Genomic DNA, 22,721 nt, shown 5'->3' with positions numbered 1-22,721 from the left:
GAAACGCCGTCTGGCAGCATTTTCTTGTGCTAAGCGGGGCTTAGCGATGCGCAGTAAGCACTATTTACAAGTTTTTCAGCACGAAATCAGTCATTTGCCGATACAAGTGCAGACGCGTAGTGCCCCCGTAGATGCCGTGGTTGCGGTTGGGGTAGTATAACGTCTGGTAGTCTTTGTTGGCTTTTACCAGCGCATCGGTCCAGGCCACGGAGTTCTGGAAGTGCACGTTGTCGTCGCCGGTGCCGTGCACGAGCAGGTAGCGGCCCTTCAGCTGCTGGGCAAACTGCACCGGTGAGTTGTCGTCGTAGCCACCGGGGTTTTCCTGGGGCGTTTTCAGGAACCGCTCGGTGTATACCGAGTCGTAGTAGCGCCAGTTGGTAACCGGGGCCACCGAAATGGCCATCTTGAACAGATCAGCATTTTTGGTCATGGCCAGGGCCGTCATGTAGCCGCCGAAGCTCCAGCCCCAGATGCCGATGCGGGCTTTATCCACGTAGGGCAAGGTACCCAGGTACTTGGCGCTTTCGCCCTGGTCGATGGTCTCAAGCTTACCCAGATTGGCGTAGGTGCTTTTCTTGAACTCGGCTCCCCGGGCGCCCGTGCCGCGGTTGTCCACCGATACCACGATGTAGCCCTGCTGGGCCAGGTGCTGGTGCCAGAGATAGTTGGTGAGGGCAATGCCGCCGCCAATGTCATCCTTCACGGTCTGGGAGCCGGGGCCGCCATACACGTACATCAGCACCGGGTATTTCTTGTTGGGGTCGAAGTCGGCGGGCTTCAGCATCGAGCCGTTCAGCGTCACGCCTTCCGAGGTTTTGAAGCTGATGAATTCCAGCTTGCCCAGGTTGTACTGGCTCAGGGTCTGGCGCAGCTTGGCATTGTCTTCCAGCACCTTCACCACCTTGCCGTCCTTGCCGTTGCGCACACTCACCGTGGTTGGCTCGCCGGCGGCCGAGAAGTAGTTCAGGAAATAGCGGCAGTCGGGGCTCATGTTCACGGTGTTGTTGCCGTGGGCCGCTTCGCTCAGGCGCGTTTTGGCGCCGCCCTTCAGGTTGATGCGGTAGAGCTGGCGCTGCAAGGGCGAAGCCTCGGTGCTGGAGTAGTACACCAGGCCCTTATCCTCGTCGAAGCCATCGATGCTAGTGATTTCCCAGTTGCCTTTCGTGAGCTGGCGCACCAGCTTGCCCTGCATGTTATACAGGTAGAGGTGGCGGTAGCCGTCTTTTTCGCTGCTGAATAGGAACTGCTTGCCATCGGAGAGGTAGCGCAAATCGTCGTTGACTTCCACGTACGCCTTGTCGGTGTCGGTCAGCACTACCTGTGTTTTGCCGCTGTTGGCGTCGGCGTGCAGCACTTCCAGCTTGTTCTGCAGGCGGTTCAGGCGCCGGACGCTGAGCAGGTTCGGCGTTTCGGTCCAGATGATGCGCGGAATGTACTGGTCGGTTTCCGGGCCCACGTCCATCTTGGTCGTTTTACCGGCGGCCACATCGTGCACCGAAATGCTGATAACCGAGTTTTTCTCGCCAGCCTTTGGATATTTGTAGCGGTAGTCTTTCGGATACAGGTCGCCCCACACCTGCATGTTGTACTCGGGCACCTGGCTTTCGTTGAAGGTGTAGAATGCCACCTGCCGCGAGTCGGGCGACCAGAAAAAGGCCTGGGCAAACTCGAATTCCTCCTCGTACACCCAGTCGGTCGAGCCGTTGATAATCCTGTTCTGCACGCCGTCGGTAGTCACGGCCTTTTCCTGCATCGTGGCTAGGTCGGTTACGAACAGGTTGTTGTCGCGCACGAAGGCCACGCGCTTGCCGTCGGGCGAAAACGTGGCGTAGCTCTGCTTACCACCCGCACTCAGGGGCGTGAGCTGCTTCGAGTCCCGGTCATACACGAAGTAGGTGGCACGGGTGCTGCGGCGGTAAATGGGCTCCTCGGCCGTCCAGAACAAGATTTTTTTCTCGTCGGAGTTGAACACGTAGCCTTCCACGGGCACCGGCTGGGTGCTGCCCGCCAGTTTCAGGTCTTGGCCCGCCACGAGGGTTTGCACAGCTTTGCCGCTCGTCACGTCGTGCTGCACCAGGTCGCCGTTGTCGAGCGAGGAGTAGTAGCGGCCGTCGCGCATCCAGTTGAAGCCCGGCACGGTGCGGGCCTGGAAGGTGCCTTTGGCCCAGATATCTTCGAGGGTAATGTTCTGTTTTTGCTGCGCTACGGCCAGCGGGACCGACATAGGCAGCAGGACGGGACTGGCGGTGGTCAGAAAGAAGGCCAGACCGAGAAAGCGAAAATTCATAGAAGCGAAAAAAGTGAACGGCGGAGAGTCAGCTACAGGTACTAAAGGTACGCACGAAAAGGTGGCCCAAAAGTCGGCAGTTGCCCGCAAGTGGTTGCGCCGCCCCCGCCGAAACGATAGAAACATCCGCACTTTTAGCTCTTTCGGGTAATCACGCATGAAATTTCGGGCTCCTGCGTTAGAGTAGTCAGATTCTTTCCGGCGCCTGCCATCCAACTTAGCGCCTCACTCCCGACCTTTGTTTCTATGCGTATTCGTTCGTCTTTGGGTGTTTGCTTTTTGCTGGGTGGGCTGGCGGCCTGTTCTTCCGACCTGAACTCGGACCCCAATCCCTACCTGGATCTGGTGGGTAGTACGCGCTACGTGAGCACCAACCGGGTGGTCACGACGCCCGGCGACACGCTCACCAGCAAGCTGTACGCAGCGGTTGCCAACCTGGCAGGCAGCGACTCGCTCGAGCGTTTGCGCATCACGGTGGCGTATAGTCCCTTCCTCAATCCTATTGCGTACCCGGCCAATTACAACCCCACCACCGACGAAGGAAAGTCGGAGGAACTGGTGTACCTGGATACCATGCTGCGGGCCAAGCCCCCACTGAAGGAAGTAGCCTTTCAGTTCACGTTCGGTACCCGCACCGCTACGGGGCGCGAAGTATGGCGCTTTGAGGTGGAAGACAGCCAGCAGCGCACCGCTAGCCGCAGCTTCCGCCTGACGCTGCGCAACAACGACTCGGCCTTGGTGTACCACCGCTACGCGGTGCGGCTGCAGCGGCCCGCCACGGTGGCCAGCCGCAGCTACCTGGCGCTGCTGCCGGGCCTGGCGCTGCCCAAGTTCACGGTCCGCACAAACCTCGCGGCCCAGCAGCTCATCGACCTCATGTATCTGCCTTCCTCCAGCGGCGCGGTCCTGGCCTCTCCCACCGACGCTGAGGCCCTGAAGATTATGAAAGACCCGTGGCCCTCGGCCACCCGCCGGGCCACGAAGCTGCGCCTCGTGGCCCGCAGCGACAGTACGGGCTTTGGCTCGGCCACTACCAGCCAAAGCTTCCAGGAAATTTATGACCGAGCCCCCCTGGCTCCATCCACTTCAACCGGCGTACTGAGAAAGAACCAACTGGTTGCCTTTCTCACCGCTGATAATAAGTACGGCTTGATACTGGTGAGTGACGTCAAAACTACACCGGTGCCAACGCTGGACCTACAGGTGCGCATTGCGAAGTAAGGCTGCCAACAAGAAAGCCGCTCTGTGTGAACAGAGCGGCTTTCTTGTTGATACCAGATACCTTAGAAGCTCCAGCCGGCCGTTACGGTCGTCGTGTAGCGGGTGCCATCCACACTCACTACTGGCGCGCCATTATCAAGGGCGTAGGGGCTGTAGAAGCGCTTGTTGGTACCATATACGGCCGCTACATCCAGAAAGAAGTTGCTCTGCCGAATGCCGGCACCGGCCGTGAAGTAGTTTTGGGTACGGTCGAAGGCATTTTTCTTGTAGGGGTCGCCGTAGCGGGCATAGCCGGCACGCAGCCGGAAAATGTCGTACCGCAGCTCGCCACCCAGTCGCACATTCACCGTCGACTGGTAGAGTTGACGCACGTTGTCGTTGTCATCACCAAAGTCGTGGTTATTGGCCACTGCCTGGTCACTGTTGTCGTTGCTGAGCCGGGCGTTGCCGTAATTGAGGTATTCCACGTCCCCACTCACGAAGCCATGCTTGCCGATAACGGCCGCTACACCACCCGAAGCCTTAAACGGCGTAGTGAGGGCATAATTGAATTCACCCAGATCATTGTCTACCTCGGCCGAGGTTACGACTCCCTCGTCGGTAGAGATGCCCTGATCATAGGTCACATCCAACGACTCGCCGAACGTTTCCGACAAAGTCATGTACGTGGGCGTTTGAATAGAAGCTCCCACCCGAATTACATCGTTGGCCCGGTAAATAGCCCCAATACGGGCATTAATACCAGCGCCGCGGGTTTCCAGCGTTTCGCGGAAGGAGAGCGAGCTAAAAGCTGTTCCCTCAGCGGTGCTGGGAGCGGCCGGGTCGGTAGCCGTTAGGGTGCTGGTCGAGGTGAAGCGTGTGCTGACAATACCAATGGCACCGCCCACGTACAGCCGGTCGCGGTAGCTGGCGCCGTAGCCCAGGTCAAACTGCGTCTGGGAGCCAGTCGTCAGCACCGTTTCCTCTTGGGTCAGGTTGCCACGGGAGGCGCGGTAATCAGCGGGCACGTACACGCCCAGCGCGTCTTCTTCCGTAAGGTAGGCTCTATAGGCCAGATCATCCAGCGCTTCTCCCCGGTCTTCGCTCAGGCGCTGGAAAATATCCTGCTCCCGGCTGGGCTTACCCCGGTAGCGGAAGCTCTGGTTGAAGTCGTTGATCCGCGTAAGGCCGATGGCAAAAGTGCCGCCGCGCCAAGCGTTGTTGTCATTGTCGGGGCGCCGGTTTACAAAAGCCGCGCCCACGCTACCGATATGGATGCTGTTGCGGGCATCAGAAGTAGTAGTCCCGAAGGCCGAGCTTTCGGTGCTGCCCAATCCCAAGCCCGGCGAAAAGCTGAACTCGGACCGCTGATACATGCCCAGGCCAGCGGGGTTGGTCACTAAGTTGCCCAGGTCGGCCCCAACGGCGACGTTGGCTCCCCCGACGCCCAGCGTGCGGGCGGTTCCGCCGAACTGCGTCTGGGAAAACCGGAGCGCATCTACCTGGTATTGGGCAAAGCCGTAGCTGGCCTGGCCTACAAAGGCCACGGCAAGCAGATATTTGAGATTTTTCATGGGGGAAAGGAAGTGGCCGACTAGTTGCCGGCCACGATAAGATTTCCAGATAATTACTTACTCACCACGGCCCCGGCCACTGCTGCGGCCACCGCCTCCCCCGCTGTTGCCTCCGCCCATCGAAGGCGAAGAGCTACCACGGGAAGGCTCCGAATACGAGCGGGTTGGCGCCTCGTAGGTACGCTGAGGGGCCTCATACGTGCGCTCCGACTGCTGCTGGGGCGCGCTGTAGGTGCGCTGCCGGCGTACGGGCTGCTCCACTACCTGACCGTTGTTCTGCTCACCCTGGCCGGAAGTGCCAAACCGACGACGCTGCTCAGATGGGGTAGGTACCGACTGCTGTCCGCCATTCTCCACTACACGCCAGCGGCGGCCGTTGCCTTCTGCAGTGCGGGGCTGCTCAACGGACTGCTCCCGGCCCCGGGTAGTTTCAATTGCATTTCCACGCTCATCCTCGAAGGTGGCATTACGGCGCAGGACCTGCTCACTACCATCACGGCTGCGGCCCGTGCGCACATTGGGAGTAGTGGTGGTAGGTGTAGCCGTTTCGGTCACGCCGCCCGCTGCCTGCGCCTGAGTGCGGCCCCGGCCATTCCACGAAGGATTAATACCCGTGGCGTTGCCGGTAGAGGTGGCGCCATCAACTGGGGTAGCGATACCGCCCTCTTTGGTGCTGCGGCTGCGGCCCGAACTCGTAGTGGTGCGGCCATTGGCAGTAGTCGCTTCTACGCTACGCCCACCGCGTGGGCCGTAGTTCACGTTGCGCACCGTACCAATTCCGCGGTTGCCGTAGTAGCCAGCGCTCTGGTACAGGCCGTTGCGGTAACCATCGTAGTAGCCGAGGCCATAGCCGCCGCCGTAGCCATATCCACCGTAGCCGTAGCGCCAGGGGTTGTAGTAAGGCCGGCCAAAGCCGATGTTGACAATTACTGCCGAGCCACCGTAGTATGGGTTATAGAAGGGGTCGTAAAACCCGTAGCTGGGGCCCCAGCCGTAGGGCGAATACCCGTAGGAATAGGCACCGCCACCGTACCAGAAAGGGTCAGAGTAGAAGGGGTCATAATACCCGTAGCTGAAGCTGCGGTAGGCTGGCTGGTGGAAGCGCCGGATGCGGGCCGAGTAGCTGTAGTCGTCATCGTAATACTCCGAGCCGCCGCTCTGGTTGGACGAAGATCTGCTGCCGGAGCTGGCGTAGTCCGGATTGGTTTCCGCGTCGGAGGCGTTGCTCTCCTGCGGCGTCGTATTGTTATCCTGCACTGAAGCAGTAGCCCGCGCCGGCTCGTTATACGTGGTGCGGTCTTTAGAGGAATAATAAACCCCGTCGCTCTCCGTGGAGGTAAGAGCCGAGGTGCTTGCGCAGCCACCCAGCGCGAGCAGGGCCATGGCGGGCAAAACGGTGTTAAAGATTGATTTCATGGCTGCTGACGCTGAAAAGTAAACCTTGCAAGGAACAGAGTGGATAAACCTCGAAATGGTTGCCTGACTTCTACTAGACCGGCGAGGTGAGCTCCAGTTTAATAACGTAATTTGGCGCCGAAACGGTGCCCTTTTCCTATGACAAATCTTATACCAGATTGGGGAACTATTTCGCTTACCCAAAGATACCTCGAATATGAGTAAAAGTTTGCCAAAGCGCAGTGAAGATTATTCCCTGTGGTACAACGAGTTGGTGAAGCGGGCCGGTCTGGCCGAGAACTCCGCCGTACGGGGCTGTATGGTCATCAAACCCTATGGTTACGCCATCTGGGAGAAGATGCAGCGCCAGCTCGACGACATGTTTAAACGCACGGGTCACCAAAACGCGTATTTTCCGCTGTTTGTGCCCAAAAGCCTGTTTGAGGCCGAGGAGAAAAACGCCGAAGGCTTCGCCAAGGAATGCGCCGTCGTGACCCACTACCGCCTGCAGAACGACCCCGACCGGCCCGGTAAGCTCCGCGTGGATCCTAATGCCAAGCTGGAGGAAGAGCTCATTGTGCGCCCCACTTCGGAGGCTATCATCTGGAGCACGTACAAAGGCTGGATTCAGAGCTACCGCGACCTGCCCCTGCTGATCAATCAGTGGGCCAACGTGGTGCGCTGGGAAATGCGTACGCGCCTGTTTCTGCGCACTGCCGAATTCCTGTGGCAGGAAGGCCATACGGCCCACGCCACGGCCGAGGAAGCCGTAGCCGAAACCCGCCAGATGCTGGAGGTGTACGCGCAGTTTGCCGAGGAATGGATGGCGCTGCCCGTGGTGAAAGGCGTAAAAACCGAGAATGAGCGGTTTGCCGGCGCCCTTGATACGTACTGCATCGAAGGCTTGATGCAGGATGGCAAAGCGCTGCAGGCAGGCACCTCGCACTTCCTGGGCCAGAACTTTGCCAAGGCCTTCGATGTGCAGTTCACTAACAAGGAAGGCCAGCTGGAGCACGTATGGGGCACTTCCTGGGGCGTAAGCACCCGCTTGATGGGCGCCCTCATCATGAGCCACTCCGACGACGAAGGCCTGGTGCTGCCCCCCAAGCTGGCGCCTATCCAGGTAGTCATCGTGCCGATTTACAAAACCGGCCAGCTGGAAGAACTGACCGAGCGGATCCGGCCGATGCAGATGGGCCTAATTGAGCGCGGCATCAGCGTTAAGTTTGATGACCGTGACACGGAGCGCCCCGGCTATAAGTTTGCCGAGTGGGAGCTGAAAGGGGTGCCGATCCGCATTGCCGTGGGCATGCGCGACCTGGACAACGGCACCGTGGAAGTAGCCCGCCGCGATACCAAGGAAAAGATGAACCTGCCCCTGGCCGACATCGTGAACACGGTAGACCAGCTGCTGACCGACATCCAGACCAACATCTACCAGCGGGCCCTGAAGTTCCGCGAGACGCACACCACCCGCGTGGATACCTACGAGGAGTTCAAGCAGGCCTTGGAAGGCGAAGGCGGCTTTGTGGTAGCCCACTGGGATGGCACCTCCGAAACCGAGGAGCGCATCAAGGAAGAAACCAAAGCCACTATTCGCTGCATTGCCCTGAACGAGCCCGAAGAGGATGGTATCTGCATCCTGACGGGCAAGCCCAGCTCCCGCCGCGTGTATTTCGCCCGGGCGTACTAAGAAGCTCCTTCCATTTCACAGCACAAGGCCGCCAACCCACGTTGGCGGCCTTGTGCTGTTTTGGGCAATTTGGAAAGGGCTATTGAGCGGCGGTTATGGCGTTGGTCAGCTCTTCGTCGGTGAGGGTGTCGAGCCAGTCTTTGGCCAGCTCCAGGCGCACGGTCTGGGCGCCGCCGCTGGGCGTGCACACCACTGGCACGCCACCATCTTCGGTTTCGCTGAGGGATGCGGCTTTGTCGGCAGTGTCGGTGTCCATGGCGGCGTAGGCCTGCACACAGGTCCACTGGGTTTTATCGGAGGCGGTTACTTCGCGTTGTTTCATCATGCGGCAGCATACGTAGCCCCGCTCAGTAACGATACGCGCCGCTGGCCGCTACACTACCAGAATCGGAGCGGTGGTGGCCTGGTGAGCCGCCCGCAGCGCCTGCTGCAGGTGCCGCTGCTCGTGGGCTACTACAAACTGCAGCGCCTCGCCCACGCGCAGCTTCAGCAGCTTGAAAAACTCGATGCGCACCGCTTTGCGGTTCAGGTTAGTGCCCTGCGCGGCGGCCAGCATCTCCAGAAGGCACTTTTGGTGTTGCAAGAATTCGTGTAGTGCCTCTGTGCCCAGCTGGCTGCCGGCGGGATTCATGTGCGTGATGGTGCGGTGCTTTTTACCGTTGTCGGGCCGCACGGTGTCGTACGACTTACGCCCCAGCCAGCTAAAGCCGACCTCGTGCGGAGTAGCTGTTTGCGGCTGTGCGTGCAGGGCGGTGGTCAGCTCCGCGTTGTAGAAGCGGCTATAGCGGTTCAGGTGTTCCAGGCACTCAAGTGCGCTCCAACTGCCGGGGGTGGGCTTGAAATTCAGCACGGGCAGCGGCAAGGGCTGTAGCTGCGACTCGGCAGTAGTGTGGAGCTCCTGAACCTGGTCGGTGAGCTGGCGCAAAAGGACGGTAGAAAGCATGGCTGCGGGCGTTAAGATTGGTATACACAAAGGTGCCGGCCGCGCGGCTGCCAAACCTTGACCAGAATCAATATTTAGCGCAGCCGGCTCAGGGTTTCGGGCGTCATGCGCAGGTAGGAAGCAATGTACTTTTTGGGCACCAGTTGAAAGATATGCGGACTGCGGGCCAGCAGCCGGGCCAGCCGCCGCTCGGGCTCGGGCAGCAGCAGGTCAATTTCCCGCTCGATGCGGCCCACCAGCACCCGCTCCAGTTCCTGGCGCCAGAAGCGGGCAAACGGGGCGTTACGCTCCACAAACTCGGTGAAGTCGGCGCGGGACAGGGCCAGCAAGTCACACTTTTTCAGGGCCTGCAGGCAGTAGTCGGACGGTTGGTTGGCCACGAAGGAGGGAAACGAGCACAGCATATTATTGGCGTAGCCGAAGCCCACGCAGATTTCCTCGGCCTGAGTAGGGTAATAGATGCGCAGTAGGCCGCTGGTGACGAAGTACAGGTTGTGCTCTACCTGCCCGGCCTGCACCAGAAAGTCGCCGCGCCGGAGCGTCACCCGCCGCTTCCACAGCGCCAGAAACTCCTGAACGTCGGTTTCACGCAAGTACGGCACCAGCCGCAGCAGGGCCGCCAGCATGGCTACACCGTCGGGACTCTCAGTTGCCATACAGTGGAGGGAACAAAGGATTACTTGGGCCTAAAATAGTAGCCCGGCCGCCAACCCCGGCACGCAACCCCGCCGCTTTCTGCGTATATTTAGCATACCCTATACCTTCTCTACCTATGGACTGGATTACCATTGCGCTGCTCCTACTGTTTGGCCTGCTGTTTCTAGTGGCCGAAGTGCTGTTTATTCCCGGTACTACCCTGGTGGGCTTAGTCGGTTTTGCGCTGCTGGCCGCTGGTATCTGGTTTGGCTACCGCGACCTGGGCAGCTCGGCCGGGCATATCACGCTCATTACCGCCGTCGTGCTGGCCGGGGTGATTATCTATATTGGCTTGCGGCCCAAAAACCTGCACAAGTTTGCCCTCACCGACGTGAACAACAGCAGTGTGCGCGACGCCCGCCGCCCCGACATCGAGCCGGGCACGGTGGGCCGCACGTTGTCGGCGCTGCGGCCCGCAGGCACGGCCCTCTTCGAGGACGACCGGCGAGAAGTCGTGACGCGGGGTGAATTCCTGGCGGCCGGTACCGTGGTGCGAGTGCTGGGCATCGAGCAAAACCGCATTGTGGTGGAGCGGGCCGCCTAATGGCCATTGCTTGAGAAGCTCAACAGCGAAAGTCAGCTAAAAACTCGTAACTCGACCCCGGAACTAGCCTTTTCTTGATGGACCTACCCTTCGCCCCGCTTATCATCGCAGCCATTGCGCTGCTCGTTTTCCTGTATTTTTTCCCCATTAGCCTCTGGATTACGGCCATTTTTTCCGGAGTACGGGTCAGCCTGTTTCAACTAGTGCTGATGCGCGTGCGCAAGGTGTCGCCCACACTCATCGTCAACTCGCTGATTACGGCCACCAAGGCAGGCCTGCACATTACCAGCAACGAATTGGAAACCCACTTTCTGGCCGGCGGCAACGTGCCCAACGTCATTAAGGCCCTGATTTCGGCCGACAAGGCCAACATTCCGCTTGATTTCAAGCAGGCCACGGCTATCGATTTGGCGGGCCGCAACGTGTTTGAGGCCGTTACCACATCGGTGAACCCGAAGGTGATTAACACACCCAACGTAGCCGCCGTGTCGCAGGATGGCATTCAGCTCATCGTCATTGCCCGCGTTACGGTGCGGGCCAACATCACCCAGCTCGTGGGCGGTGCTGGCGAGGAAACCATTCTGGCCCGCGTGGGCGAAGGCATCGTGACCAGCATCGGCTCGTCGGTGTCGCACAAGGAGGTGCTGGAAAATCCCGATAAGATTTCCAAGCTCGTGCTCAGCAAGGGCCTCGATGCCGGCACGGCCTTCGAAATTCTCTCCATCGATATTGCCGACATCGACATCGGAGAAAACATCGGCGCCAAGCTCCAGATCGACCAAGCCACTGCCGACCTGAAAGTGGCCGAAGCCAAAGCCGAAGAGCGCCGCGCCATGGCCGTGGCCGTGGAGCAGGAAAACCGCGCGAAAACCCAGGAAGCCAAGGCTCTGGTGGTACAGGCCGAAGCCGAAATACCCAAAGCCATAGCCGATGCTTTCCGCTCGGGCAACCTGGGCGTGATGGACTACTACAAGATGCGCAACGTGCAGGCCGACACCGACATGCGCGACTCCATTGCCAACCCCGGTGGCCAGAACAGCAGCACCAAGCCCGGCCGCGACGAGTCGCGCCTGACTTAAAGCTCGTGTCATTGCGAGGCACGAAGCAATCCGTCCTCTGCTAGTGATAAACGCTCTTTTATCAGAAAGCCCCTTACTACCGCAGTAGTAAGGGGCTTTTCACTTTAGAAGGCTAAGCTCATTTCAGAGGACAGATGGCCGCGGCTGCACCTCACAATGACACAGTGGGAATTAGCACATCAGCACATTCCACCGCATTTGCACATTACTTCTTGGTAATGCGGAACTCTACGCGGCGGTTAAGCTTGCGGGTATCTTCCTGCTCGTTGCTGGCAATGGGCTTGGTGTCGCCAAAGCCCTCCGTGGTAATCCGGTGGCCGCTGATGCCCTTGGACACGAGGTACTTTTTCACCTCGTTTACGCGGTCCTGGCTCAGTTTCAGGTTCAGGGCCGGGTCGCCCTGGTTGTCGGTGTGGCCTTCCAGCTTGATTTCCACCGTTGGGTAATCTTTCAGAACCCGCACCAGGCGCAGCAGCTCGGGGTAGGAGTTGTCGCGCAGGTAGTACTTGCTCTGGGCAAAGAAGATGTTGTTCAGCTTGATGGTCGAACCCACGGCAAACGGCACCAGGAATAAGTCGTGCGTTACTTCGGAGTAGTTCTGCCGGTCCGTCACGTCCAGGTTGTCACTTTCCGCCAGGTAGTTTTCAGCATCGGCCCGGTAGCCGTAGTGGGCCCCCGAGGGCAGTACAATAGTGTAGGAGCCATCCACGGGGCTGGTTTCGGCCACCCCGATTTCTTCGCCGGTCAGCAGGTTTTCGTACTTAATGGTGGCTGCCACCGGCTTTTTGGTAGCCGCATCCAGCACCCGGCCGCGCACCAGCGTCACGACTTCGGGCTTAAACTGCGGTGTCAGGTTGATGCGGAAAATGTCGCGCGAGCCACCAATCCCGTTGCGCGACGACACGAGGTAAGCATCTTCGCCGGCCGCCGACAAGGTAAAGTAGCCGTCGAAATCGGGCGAGTTGATATTAGGGCCCAGGTTGCGCGGCTTGCTCCAATTAGTCCAGCTGTCGTCGAGGCGCTTAGACGAGAAAATATCACTCTTGCCATAGCCGCCCAAGCCTTCCGAGGCGAAATAGAGCGTCTTGCCATCGGCGGCCAGGAATGGAGCAAATTCCGCCTTTTTGGTATTTATAGTGCTTCCCAGATTTTTGGGGCGCGTCCAGGTACGTTTGTCTTCTTTGATGAAGCTCGCATAGATGTCCTGCTGGCCCTGCCCGTCTTTGCGTTGCACGGCCATCAGCAGCACTTTGCCGGAGGTGCTCAGAAAGTAGTCGACGTTTTCGTCGTCGTCGTTGTAGAAATCCTCAATTTCAATTTTCACCGGCATACCCCAGCCCGTTTTGGTGCGGCGCGAGATGCTGGCGCCTTTCGGATCGAGCGTGCCGTCGGGCTTGTAGACGTTGATGAGCACGGCCGTATTGCCGTCCGACGACACCGAAGCTAAGCCGTTGGGGCCCGGCGTGTTGATAGGGCCACCGATGTTTTTGGCCTGGTTCCAGGTTTTCTTGGCGGCGTTAGCCAGCGTGCTGTACCACACGTCCTGCACGTCGTTGCTACCACCCACGTTTTGCGGGCTTTCCTGGCGGGCAAAGAACAGCGTCTTGCCGTCGGGCGAAATAACCGGGTGCGTATCAACGTACTTGGAGTTGACGTTCTGGCCCAGGTTCACCATGGCCGAATCGAAGCTGACGCCTTCCGACTCGCCCTTGAATTCCTTTTTCACCATTGTCTCGGCCACGTCGGCAATGCCGATGGCATCGATCTGGTTAACGCCTTCCACGGCTTTGGTATTCATCGTAACCACCACGCCGATGGTGCGGTAGGTGCCGGCGGCAAACGTGACGCTCAGGGAGCGAAACAGCTCGGGAATGGGGCCCGGGTTCTTGTTTTCGTACACCTGGTGCTTGGTGCCCCGCGTGTCGACCAGCTCGATTTTGGTGACGGAGCCTGGATTGAAGTTTTCTACGACCGTCACCTGCTTGGCGATGATGGATTTGCCGTAGCGGACTTCAATAAATTCGTTGGCTCCTTCCTTCTTCGGAATCCAGGCGTCGTTGTTGATTTGGCCCAGGGGCTGCGCATTGGGTTCTCCCAGCACCTTTTCCGGGGAAAAAGCTTCTTTCCCTTCGGCTTTTTGGGAGGAGACTTCTACTACTTTCGCCGCCCAGATGGCCCGCTGTGCCTGCGCCCAGCTTCCCATTCCAACAATTAATCCAAAGGAGAGAACAAGTTTTCGAACAAACATAAGCTATAGGGCAAAACAAAGGCCTCCGGGAGCAACGGGCCGGTTCTTACGACAGACCCGGACACCTCAAGACGTCCCGAACTGCAAGGAGGTTTCGATGCATTGCGAAAGGCAGGCCAAAAATACGCACTCGGGTAGTTACAGGGCATTATTTTTTGTCTAAAACCCAGATTACCTCAATGGTTGCAGCCCGATTACCGATTAGCTAACTTACGCATTATCGGTTGTTTTCTACCACGTAGCCGATTCCTCCGTTATCATGCGTCGGTGTCGCGCCTACTGTTGTGCTCTATGCATTTGCCTGCTGCTGGTGCTAGTGGGCCTGGGCAGCCCGGCCATAGCGCAGGCAGTAGCGCCCGAAACTACCTCTGCTCCTGCCGATTCGCTGTTGCTGCTCTCCTTCCGGGCCCGGCGCGTGGGCGTGAGCACCTACTCCCAGCAAACCGAGCTGCGGGGCCGCCTGCTACTCACGCCGCAGCAGATGCTGCATTACCGCCTGCTCAGCGACTGGATATACGATGAGCGCGGGCAGCCACCTTTTGTGCGGGAAGACTACGGCGCCCATGTGCTGCACACGCTGACACTGGGCCGCAACTGGCAGGTAGGCCAGCTCGCGCACTACGAGCAGAGCCGGGCCAACGCTACCCGCACCGGCGCCTGGCAGGCCCGCCTGGGCTACCAGCACCGCCTGCGCCCCGCCACGGCCCTCGATACGCTGTCGGTGGCGCGCTATGTGCTGCTGGGCGGGGTGGCCTACGACGCCCGCAACGGCCGCCGCGACACGGGCCCTACCTACGGCCTGGAAGTAACGACGCTGATTTATCCCAGCCAGCAGGCCAAAGACCCCGTGGCCGTCCGGCTGTTTGGCACCCGCGCCCAGCTCGGCCCGCGCATCTGGCAGCGCACCCTGGCCGAAGGATTTTATGCCCGCGCCTTCGATGCCTTTTCCAGCGGCTCGCTGCGCCTGGGCTACCGCGCCAACCGCGCCGAGGACTACGTACCGGGCAACGTGCAGCGCATTCAGAGCGACACCCTGGCCGGGCAGCTCAGCTGGGTGTATCAGCTCAGCGACAAAGCCTCATTCCGGTCCGACAACCTACTGGCCTTGCCCCGTCGCGCTTTTGCCTACCGCCAGCTTAGCGCCGAATCGGATACGGTGCAGAACCTGGGCTACCAGCAGCAGGAGCTCGATACGCGGCAGGAAGTGCGGGTAAACAGTAAAAAGCTGCAGTTTGTGCTTTTGTTCAACTACCGGGAGCGAAACCGCAACTACGCCCTGGAAAACAACCGCAACCTTTCGCCTGCCCGCCTAAGCACGGCCACGGAGCGGGAACAGATCAAGGATATTTCGGAGAAAACTACCCTGTGGCAGTCGGAGCTGACGTGGCTGCCGCTGCCGCGCCACTCTCTCTCGGTACTGGGCTCGGCGCAGTTGCTGCGCGTGGATACGCCCAGCCAGGAAAACAACCAGGACCGCGACGAGGCCCAGCATAGCTTGCGCCTGGTGTGGGTGGGCCGCTGGGCCGGGGCCTTCCGCACCTCCCTGGCCGTGGGCGGCGAATACCGGCAGTTCGTATTTATCCGGGCGTCGCTGAGCGCGGAAAACTACGCCGACCGCCTGTTGCACTGGGAGCCGTCCTTTACCTGGGCACCGGGCCGCTTCAGCCTGAAATCGACCTACCACCTGTGGGTGAGCTACCAGGTGCGCGACCGGCTGAGCGAGCAGCTGAAAAACCGGGCCAGCCGCGTGCTGGAGCAGCAGCAGCACCTGGGCTATCAGTTTACGCCCCGCCTGCTGGCCTCGCTGGACTACATCCGGCGGGAAAACCGCATTGGCCTGCTGAACTGGGAGCAGTTCAAAGAAAGCCCGCTCGACACCTCCATTACCCACGACTTCTCGGCCAGCCTGCGCCACAGCTGGGGGGCATTGCGCGGGCAAAACAGCCTGCGCCTGGGCTACCGTTTCTTGGAACAGCGCAGCCACGGCCGCGCGGCCCTGCTCGATGGCGGCGCCAATGGCTCGGCTTCCACCCTGATTTATTTGCGCAGCCTTACGCGCCAGCAGGGGCCCGAGCTGGCCTATGAGCGCCGCACCCAGACGGGCTTTACGGTAGCCGCCAGCCTCTGGCTGCAGCAGCTGCGCACGTTTTACCGGTATACCGAAGGCCAGGGAGCCTACGTGGGCGCCGGCTACACCACCGAAGATCTGCAGCGGAGCACGCGTAACCTCTACCCCTACTTCGAGGTGGCCGTCAACTGGCGCATTCGCAGCTTCCGGAAAGTATAGCGCCAGCAGGTGCACAGAAAAGGCCCGGCTGCTTCTCAGCAGGCGGGCCTTTTTGCAATAATTTAAGTTACGCCGGAGCTTTAGGGCTGCAGCGTGAAGTTGCGCGTTACCGAGTTGAACGGGCCGGGAATCAGGTTGCCACTGGCATCTACCAACTCCAGCTTCACCGTGTTCTGGCCGGCGGGCAGGCCTTCCATCATGAAGGGAGCCCACTGGTCGAGCATAAACTCGGTGCCGTTGATAGTAGCGCGCACTTTGTTGCCTTCCGGCGACAAGGTGGTGTTCACCAGGTAAAAGTCCAGCATCACCTTGGCCGCGTCCTTACCCGAATACGTGTCTTTGGGACGGCTGTAGAACAGGTGTGGCGCCTGCAGATCGGCATTCAGGGGCGTGGCGGGTGCTTTGCCCACCGTAATTACCCGCAGATCGTAGGCACCACGGTGCTTGAGGCTTTCGTGGTAGGAGCGCGACAAAAAAGACAGCACTACGTGCTGGCCATCGGCAATGGGTTTCGTAAATTCAGTTGTGTAGTGAGCCGTATAGGGCTCATTGTCAACGATGTTGTGGATATGCTGTCCCTGCTGCGAGTTAGCCATTTCTTCCGAGTGCATGCCCCCGGTCATCTTGGTGAGCTGGAAGTTGGTGATGTCGTAGTCGAACGAGACGTTGCCGCTGGGCACTATCGAGCCCGTCACCGGCGACTTAAGTTGCACCTGGGCTTCGGGGTTTTTGGGCGAATCAGTGAAGGGAGTCAGCCGGATGCCGTTTTTCTCCATGGAAGCGGTATTAGCCGAGGACACACGTTCGGCCGTAGCCTGCGAGCCCGACTCTTGTTGTTGTCTGGCCGTATCGCAGGCACCTAGAGCAAGCAGCATCGCGCTGCCCATTAGTAAAGCAGATGCTTTCATGAGGGAAATGGTGGAAGGGTTAAGAGGACCACCGGACCGCTTGTCCGGCCGCGCCCCGACACCGGGACGACGAATGATTTTTTAAGTACCTTGCGCAATACGTAAGGATTGCTCAAAAGTATATTGATTTTCCGCTATGGAAGAAAAATTGTTGGAAGAAATTCCCTCCCTCGACTTGGCCGATTTCCGTTCCGGTGACCCGGAGCGTAAGGCCCGCTTCGTACAACAGCTCGGCGAAGCCTATCAAAACATCGGTTTTGTGGCTTTGAAGAACCATGGCCTCACCGACGAACAGACGGCGGCGCTCTACAATGACGTAAAAGCGTTTTTCGCTTTGCCTGATGATGCCAAACAACGGTACGAAAATCCGGAGCTGGCGGGTCAGCGCGGCTATATCAGCAAAGGAAAAGAACACGCCAAAGGCCGCAACACCGGCGACCTGAAGGAGTTTTTTCACGTGGGCCAGGAGGTCGACGATGAAACTGACCCCATCGGCAAGGAGTACCCGGCCAACATCTGGCCTGAGGAAATTCCGACGTTCCAGAAAAGCACCTTCACTACCTACCGCACGCTGGAAGCGGCCGGCAAGGATGTGCTGCGCGCTATTGCCCTGTACCTGAAGCTGCCCGAGAATTATTTCGACGACAAAGTACGGAACGGCAACAGCATTCTGCGCCCCATCCACTACTTCCCCATCGAAAACCCGGATGCCGTACCGGCCGATGCCGTACGCGCTGCCGAACACGGCGACATCAACCTGATTACCTTGCTCATGGGCGCCTCCGCCGATGGCCTGCAGGTGAAGCGCCGCGACGGGAAGTGGATTCCCATCACGGCCCTGCCCGACCAGATTGTGGTGAACGTGGGCGACATGCTGCAGCGCCTGACCAACGGCGTGCTCAAGAGCACTATTCACCGCGTGGTAAACCCAGCCCGCGAAAAGATGAACTCGTCGCGCTTCTCGGTGCCGTTTTTCATGCACCCCCGCTCGGAAATGAGCCTAGCCGCGCTGGACAACTGCGTGACGCCCGACAACCCCAAGAAGGAAGCCGACATTACGGCCGGTGAATTCCTCAATGAGCGTCTGATTGAGCTGGGCCTGAAGAAAAAGTAAGCCTGGTTGAAGTACTAGCTGCCGGTTGTTGAAGGTCTGCGCCCTGGAAGTCTCCGGGCCACCGCTCAGCAGCCGGCAGCTTTTTTTATTGGTTGCCAACCTCTTAAGTGACACGACCGGGCCAGTAGTACCCTTGCTTTTGCCCCGGCTTTCTGCGTCCTTGCCCTTCCCTACGCACCTCGATTTGGAAACGGAAGAAATTCAGCTCGCGCCGCCGCCCCGGGGTGCCCGAGGCGCCCGCACCAAGCGGGTGCGCGGAATTATTTTCCTCAAGGACGTAGCCGCGTTGGGCCTTACCGCCTTCGGGGGCCCTCAGGCCCACATGGCCATGATGCTGCGCCTGCTGGTAGATAAGCGGCGCTACCTCACGGCCGCCGAACTGCTGGAGCTAACGGCCCTCTGCCAGATCCTGCCGGGGCCAACATCCACCCAAACCATTACCGCCATCGGCTACCGCCTGGGTGGTCCCAACCTGGCTTACCTCACGGTGCTGGTCTGGATGCTGCCGGCCGTGACGCTCATGACGCTGGCGGGCCTTACCATCTCCTACCTCGATAAAGACCAAGTGGCGCACCTGGTGCAGTACGTGCAGCCCATTGCGGTGGGCTTTGTGGCGTACTCGGCCTATAAGATTGCGGAGAAGGTTATCCATACCAAAACCTCGGTGGCCCTGATGGTGGCGGCGTCCATGCTGGCCTACCGGTTTCAGCTGCCGTCGGTGCTGCCGCTGCTGCTCATTGCGGGCGGCGCCATCACGACCTTCCGCTACCGCAAAATGCCGGTGCTGGAGCAGAAAAAGCCGCTGAACATTGAGTGGGCTAATTTTGCGCTGTGGCTGGCTGTGCTGGTAGGCGCGGCCGTGCTGGGTCACTACACCCGCCTGCTGCCCGTGCGGCTGTTTGAGAACTTCTACCGCAACGGCAGCCTGGTGTTTGGTGGCGGGCAGGTGCTGGCCCCGCTGCTTTACGCCGAGTTTGTCGAGTTTAAGGAATACCTTACTACCCAGGAGTTCCTCTCGGGGCTGGGGCTGGTGCAGGCCATGCCGGGGCCCAACTTCTCCTTCGCCTCCTACATCGGGGCGCTGGCTATGCGGCAGGAAGGCAGCGGCATCGGCGGCCAGATCCTGGGGGCCGTGGTGGCCGCGGCCGGTATCTTCATGCCCGGCACGTTGCTTATCTTCTTTCTGATCCGCTTCTGGGACCAGCTCAAGCAGTACCGCGTAGTAAAAGCCTCGCTCGAAGGCATCAACGCTGTATCGGCCGGGCTGGTGTGTGCGGCCACGTTTCTGCTGTACCACCCGCTGCCCGACACGCCGATAAACCTGACGCTGGTAGCCGTTACTTTTCTGGTGCTGCTCTGGGACAAGTTTCCCTCCTACGTTATCGTGCTGGCGGGCTTGCTGGCGGGCGTCGTTTTCTGAGCTGACTAGTGGGTTGAACACAAAAAAGCCCGTGCTAGGCATAGCGCGGGCTTTTTTATTATTTATAAAGTCAGCTATTACTTCTCCAGCAGCAACGACTCGGGCAGGCTCATCAGGTAGTCGCCGTAGCCGCTCTTGCGCAGGGGCTCGGCAATAGCACGCAGCTGCTCGGCATTGATGAAGCCCTGGCGGTAGGCAATCTCCTCAATGGAGCCCACCTTCAGCCCCTGGCGCTGCTCGATAACGCGCACGAACTCGCCGGCCTGCATCAAGGACTCAAACGTGCCGGTATCGAGCCAAGCGGTGCCGCGACCCAGGATACCCACTTTCAGCTTGCCGCGGCGCAGGTATTCCTGGTTCACGTCGGTGATTTCGTACTCGCCGCGTGAGCTGGGTTTCAGGTCTTTGGCAATCTGGATAACCTCGTTGTCGTAGAAATACAGACCGGGCACGGCGTAGTTGCTCTTGGGCTGCTTGGGCTTTTCCTCGATGCTGAGCGCCTTTTTGTCGTTGTCGAACTCCACCACGCCGTAGCGCTCAGGGTCGTGCACGTGGTAGGCATACACCACGCCGCCGTCGGGGTTATTATTGCTTTTCAGCAGCTCCTCCAGGCCTTCGCCATGGAAGATGTTGTCGCCGAGGACCAGGGCCACGGTATCGTTGCCGATGAAGTCGGCGCCAATAACGAAGGCCTGGGCCAGACCGTTGGGCACTTCCTGTACGGCATACTGGAAGTCGCAGCCCAGCTTCTGGCCGTCGCCCAGCAGGCGCTTGAACTGCTCCTGGTCGTGGGGCGTGGTGATGATGAGAATTTCGCGGATGCCCGCCATCATCAGAATCGACAGCGGATAATAAATCATCGGCTTGTCGTACACCGGCATGAGCTGCTTGCTAACGGCCAGCGTGAGTGGGTGCAAGCGGGTACCGGAGCCACCGGCCAGGATAATGCCTTTCATCTGTGAATTAGTGAGTTAGTGAACGTCTGTCGTCCTGAGCTTGCGAAGGACCTTATGGGAGACGAACGAGTCGTTCCAAAGTAATATGCTCCTTGGCGGGCTCAGGATGGCAAATGGGTTTTAGTTTCGCTCGGCAATAAACGCCTGATTGTCCTTAAACCAAGCCAGGGTTTTCTGCAACCCTTCCCGAATGCGGATCTGGGGCTCGTAGCCCAACAGATTTTTGGCCTTGCTGATGTCGGCCAGGGAGTCGCGGATGTCACCGGCGCGGTCGGGGCCGTACTCGGGCGTGATGTCGGAGCCGGCCTCGTCCTTCAGGATGTTGAACAGGTCGTTGAGCGAGGTGCGGTCGGCTACGGCCACGTTGTACACCTGGTTTACCGCCTCGGGGTTCGGTGCCAGTGCGGCTTTGATGTTGGCCTGCACGCAGTTTTCCACGAAGGTAAAGTCGCGGGTCTGCCCACCGTCGCCGTTCATGCGCGGGGGCTTGCCCTGCAGCACGGCGTCGATAAAGAGCGGAATAACAGCTGCGTACGCGCCATTCGGATCCTGGCGCGGACCGAAGATGTTGAAGTAGCGCAGGCCGATGATTTCCATGCCGTAGGTTTTGCCAAATACGTCGGCGTACAGCTCATTAGCGTACTTGGTTACGGCGTAGGGCGACAGAGGCTTGCCAATGCGGTCCTCCACTTTGGGTAGGGCCTTATGGTCGCCGTAGGTCGAGGATGAGGCCGCGTAAACGAAGCGCTTCACGCCGGCTTCCTTGGCGCCCACCAGCATGTTCACGAAGCCGCCCACGTTAACGTCGTTGGAGGTAATCGGGTCGTTGATAGAGCGAGGCACCGAACCCAAAGCCGCTTGGTGCAATACCACATCCACGCCCTGGCAGGCATCGATGCAGGTTTGCCGGTCCCGGATGTCGCCTTCGATGACCTGCAAGGCCGGATTGTCGGCAAACAGGTTCACGTTTTTGCGGAAGCCGTTAGAGAAGTTGTCCAGCACGCGCACCTGCTTGGCGCCGTACTTGAGCAGGTATTCTACCAGGTTGGAGCCGATAAAGCCGGCGCCGCCCGTTACCAGGAAGATCAGGTTATCGAGCGGCTGGTCGTGAAAAGGGGTATTATACATTCTGTTCAATATGCTAATGTGCTAATGTGTTTGAATGTGAGAAATGTGCTGATACTGGCCATTCAGGCGCTAGCACATCAGCACATTCAACCACACTATTCACATTACCGGTTGTACTGCTGCTGGTAGTATTGCTGGTAGGCGCCGCTGGTTACGTGCTCCAGCCACTCGGTGTTTTCCAGGTACCAGTCCACGGTCTGGGCCAGGCCCTGCTCGAAGGTCACGGAAGGCTTCCAGCCCAGCTCGTTCATGATCTTGCTCGAGTCGATGGCGTAGCGCAGGTCGTGGCCGGCCCGGTCAGTGACGTAGGTAATCAGCTTGCGGGACGTGCCCTTCTCGCGGCCGGTTTTCTCGTCGAGCACGTCGCAGAGCAAATTGATAAGCTCAATGTTCTGCCACTCGTTTACGCCGCCGATGTTGTAGGTCTCGCCCACGGTGCCCTTGTGGAACACGGCATCAATAGCGGTGGCGTGGTCTTTCACAAACAGCCAGTCGCGCACGTTTTCGCCTTTGCCATACACCGGCACGGGCTGACCGTGCTGAATGCGGTGAATAGCCAGCGGAATCAGCTTCTCGGGAAAGTGGTTGGGGCCGTAGTTGTTCGAGCAGTTGCTCAGCTTCACCGGCATGTGGTAGGTGTGGTACCAGGCCCGCACGAAGTGGTCGGAAGCGGCCTTGGAGGCCGAGTACGGCGAGCGGGGGTCGTAGGGCGTATCCTCAGTGAACATCTCGGGGCCCATTTCCAGGGAGCCGTACACTTCGTCGGTGCTCACGTGGTAGAAGGTTTTGCCTTCGTAGCCCAGCGGCTTCCACAGGTTTTTGGCCGCGTTCAGCAGGTGTACCGTGCCCAATACGTTCGTTTTCACGAAAGCCAGCGGGTCGGTGATGCTGCGGTCCACGTGCGACTCGGCGGCGAGGTGAATCACCGCGTCGGGCTCCTCGGTGGCGAAGAGGTGGTCCACGAAAGCCTGGTCGGTAATGTCGCCTTTCACCAAGCGGTAGTTGGGCTCATTCTCGATGTCGCGCAGATTTTCCAGGTTGCCGGCGTAGGTCAGCGCATCCAGGTTCAGAATCTGATACTCGGGATACTTAGTGACAAACAGGCGCACCACGTGCGACCCAATGAAGCCGGCCCCGCCGGTGATGATAATTTTCATGATCGGTAAATTGTGAAGTTTTGAGGTAGTGAAATGGTGAGACGGTGAAATAGTGAGTTTGATCTTCTAGCCACGCATATGGCGCCTACCGA

18 protein-coding genes are annotated in these 22,721 nt (G+C 59.3%); 7 read left to right on the top strand and 11 right to left on the bottom strand.

The features are described 5' to 3' along the window. Positions 1-64 precede the first annotated feature (64 nt). On the bottom strand, positions 65-2,287 hold the full coding sequence (locus LGH70_RS20575; protein ID WP_226189620.1) for a S9 family peptidase: 2,223 nt from the start codon (positions 2,285-2,287) through the stop codon (positions 65-67). A gap of 246 nt (positions 2,288-2,533) precedes the next feature. Between LGH70_RS20575 and LGH70_RS20570 the strand changes: the two genes are divergently transcribed. After that, on the top strand, positions 2,534-3,508 hold the full coding sequence (locus LGH70_RS20570) for a hypothetical protein (protein ID WP_226189618.1): 975 nt from the start codon (positions 2,534-2,536) through the stop codon (positions 3,506-3,508). Positions 3,509-3,570: 62 nt separating this feature from the next. Here LGH70_RS20570 and LGH70_RS20565 read toward each other — a convergent pair whose 3' ends face one another. Together LGH70_RS20565 and LGH70_RS23740 are read right to left on the bottom strand one after the other, a co-directional pair. Further along, the gene (locus tag LGH70_RS20565; protein WP_226189617.1) at positions 3,571-5,061 is read right to left on the bottom strand and encodes an OmpP1/FadL family transporter; all 1,491 of its coding nucleotides are present in this window, start codon (positions 5,059-5,061) and stop codon (positions 3,571-3,573) included. 57 nt (positions 5,062-5,118) lie between these two features. Continuing rightward, entirely contained in the window at positions 5,119-6,477 is a 1,359-nt protein-coding gene (locus LGH70_RS23740) for a hypothetical protein (RefSeq protein WP_284438448.1), read from the bottom strand. A 196-nt stretch (positions 6,478-6,673) separates the two neighbouring features. Between LGH70_RS23740 and proS the strand changes: the two genes are divergently transcribed. Further along, entirely contained in the window at positions 6,674-8,149 is a 1,476-nt protein-coding gene (gene proS / locus LGH70_RS20555; RefSeq protein WP_226189615.1) for a proline--tRNA ligase, read from the top strand. A gap of 79 nt (positions 8,150-8,228) precedes the next feature. Here proS and LGH70_RS20550 read toward each other — a convergent pair whose 3' ends face one another. The 3 genes from LGH70_RS20550 to LGH70_RS20540 form a co-directional block, all read right to left on the bottom strand. Further along, entirely contained in the window at positions 8,229-8,474 is a 246-nt protein-coding gene (locus LGH70_RS20550; protein ID WP_226189613.1) for a hypothetical protein, read from the bottom strand. Between the two features lie 48 nt (positions 8,475-8,522). Further along, complete coding sequence (locus LGH70_RS20545) at positions 8,523-9,092, bottom strand: DinB family protein (RefSeq protein ID WP_226189612.1); 570 nt, start codon at positions 9,090-9,092, stop codon at positions 8,523-8,525. Between the two features lie 74 nt (positions 9,093-9,166). Next, a complete protein-coding gene (locus tag LGH70_RS20540) occupies positions 9,167-9,748 on the bottom strand; it encodes a Crp/Fnr family transcriptional regulator (RefSeq protein WP_226189610.1) in 582 nt (193 codons plus the stop codon). Between LGH70_RS20540 and LGH70_RS20535 the strand changes: the two genes are divergently transcribed. Next, complete coding sequence (locus tag LGH70_RS20535; protein ID WP_489146045.1) at positions 9,742-10,332, top strand: NfeD family protein; 591 nt, start codon at positions 9,742-9,744, stop codon at positions 10,330-10,332. The two genes, LGH70_RS20540 and LGH70_RS20535, sit on opposite strands and share 7 nt — an antisense overlap. Positions 10,333-10,409: 77 nt before the next feature. Then, on the top strand, positions 10,410-11,411 hold the full coding sequence (floA, locus tag LGH70_RS20530; RefSeq protein WP_226189606.1) for a flotillin-like protein FloA: 1,002 nt from the start codon (positions 10,410-10,412) through the stop codon (positions 11,409-11,411). Between the two features lie 205 nt (positions 11,412-11,616). On the opposite strand, the gene LGH70_RS20525 is transcribed toward floA, so the two are convergent. Continuing rightward, positions 11,617-13,512, bottom strand: a complete 1,896-nt coding sequence (locus LGH70_RS20525; protein WP_226189605.1) for an OmpA family protein — start codon at positions 13,510-13,512, stop codon at positions 11,617-11,619. Between the two features lie 406 nt (positions 13,513-13,918). On the opposite strand from LGH70_RS20525, the gene LGH70_RS20520 reads away from it, so the two are divergent. Then, on the top strand, positions 13,919-15,946 hold the full coding sequence (locus LGH70_RS20520) for a hypothetical protein (protein ID WP_226189603.1): 2,028 nt from the start codon (positions 13,919-13,921) through the stop codon (positions 15,944-15,946). An 80-nt stretch (positions 15,947-16,026) separates the two neighbouring features. Here the strand turns inward: LGH70_RS20520 and LGH70_RS20515 are convergent, their stop codons facing one another. Next, positions 16,027-16,821 carry a hypothetical protein gene (locus LGH70_RS20515; RefSeq protein ID WP_226189601.1) on the bottom strand — a complete coding sequence of 265 codons (795 nt, stop codon included), beginning with the start codon at positions 16,819-16,821 and terminating at the stop codon, positions 16,027-16,029. Positions 16,822-16,990: 169 nt separating this feature from the next. Between LGH70_RS20515 and LGH70_RS20510 the strand changes: the two genes are divergently transcribed. Both LGH70_RS20510 and chrA read left to right on the top strand, forming a co-directional pair. Beyond that, positions 16,991-17,968, top strand: coding sequence for an isopenicillin N synthase family dioxygenase (locus LGH70_RS20510; RefSeq protein ID WP_226189600.1), 978 nt, complete (start codon positions 16,991-16,993; stop codon positions 17,966-17,968). A 160-nt stretch (positions 17,969-18,128) separates the two neighbouring features. After that, complete coding sequence (chrA, locus tag LGH70_RS20505) at positions 18,129-19,388, top strand: chromate efflux transporter (RefSeq protein WP_431357432.1); 1,260 nt, start codon at positions 18,129-18,131, stop codon at positions 19,386-19,388. A gap of 77 nt (positions 19,389-19,465) precedes the next feature. Here chrA and rfbA read toward each other — a convergent pair whose 3' ends face one another. From rfbA to rfbB, 3 genes are all read right to left on the bottom strand, one after another. Further along, positions 19,466-20,344: a glucose-1-phosphate thymidylyltransferase RfbA gene (gene rfbA, locus LGH70_RS20500; protein WP_226189598.1), complete on the bottom strand. Its 879-nt coding sequence runs from the start codon at positions 20,342-20,344 to the stop codon at positions 19,466-19,468. Positions 20,345-20,464: 120 nt separating this feature from the next. Further along, the gene (locus LGH70_RS20495) at positions 20,465-21,472 is read right to left on the bottom strand and encodes an SDR family oxidoreductase (protein ID WP_226189596.1); all 1,008 of its coding nucleotides are present in this window, start codon (positions 21,470-21,472) and stop codon (positions 20,465-20,467) included. 104 nt (positions 21,473-21,576) lie between these two features. Further along, complete coding sequence (gene rfbB / locus LGH70_RS20490) at positions 21,577-22,629, bottom strand: dTDP-glucose 4,6-dehydratase (protein ID WP_226189593.1); 1,053 nt, start codon at positions 22,627-22,629, stop codon at positions 21,577-21,579. Positions 22,630-22,721: the final 92 nt, after the last annotated feature.

The sequence above is a fragment of the Hymenobacter nitidus genome (genome assembly GCF_020447315.1).
In the GTDB taxonomy this organism is placed as follows: Bacteria; Bacteroidota; Bacteroidia; order Cytophagales; family Hymenobacteraceae; genus Hymenobacter; species Hymenobacter nitidus.
Note: the sequence above shows the minus strand (reverse complement) of the source record. Positions and strands in the feature narration are given on the sequence as shown.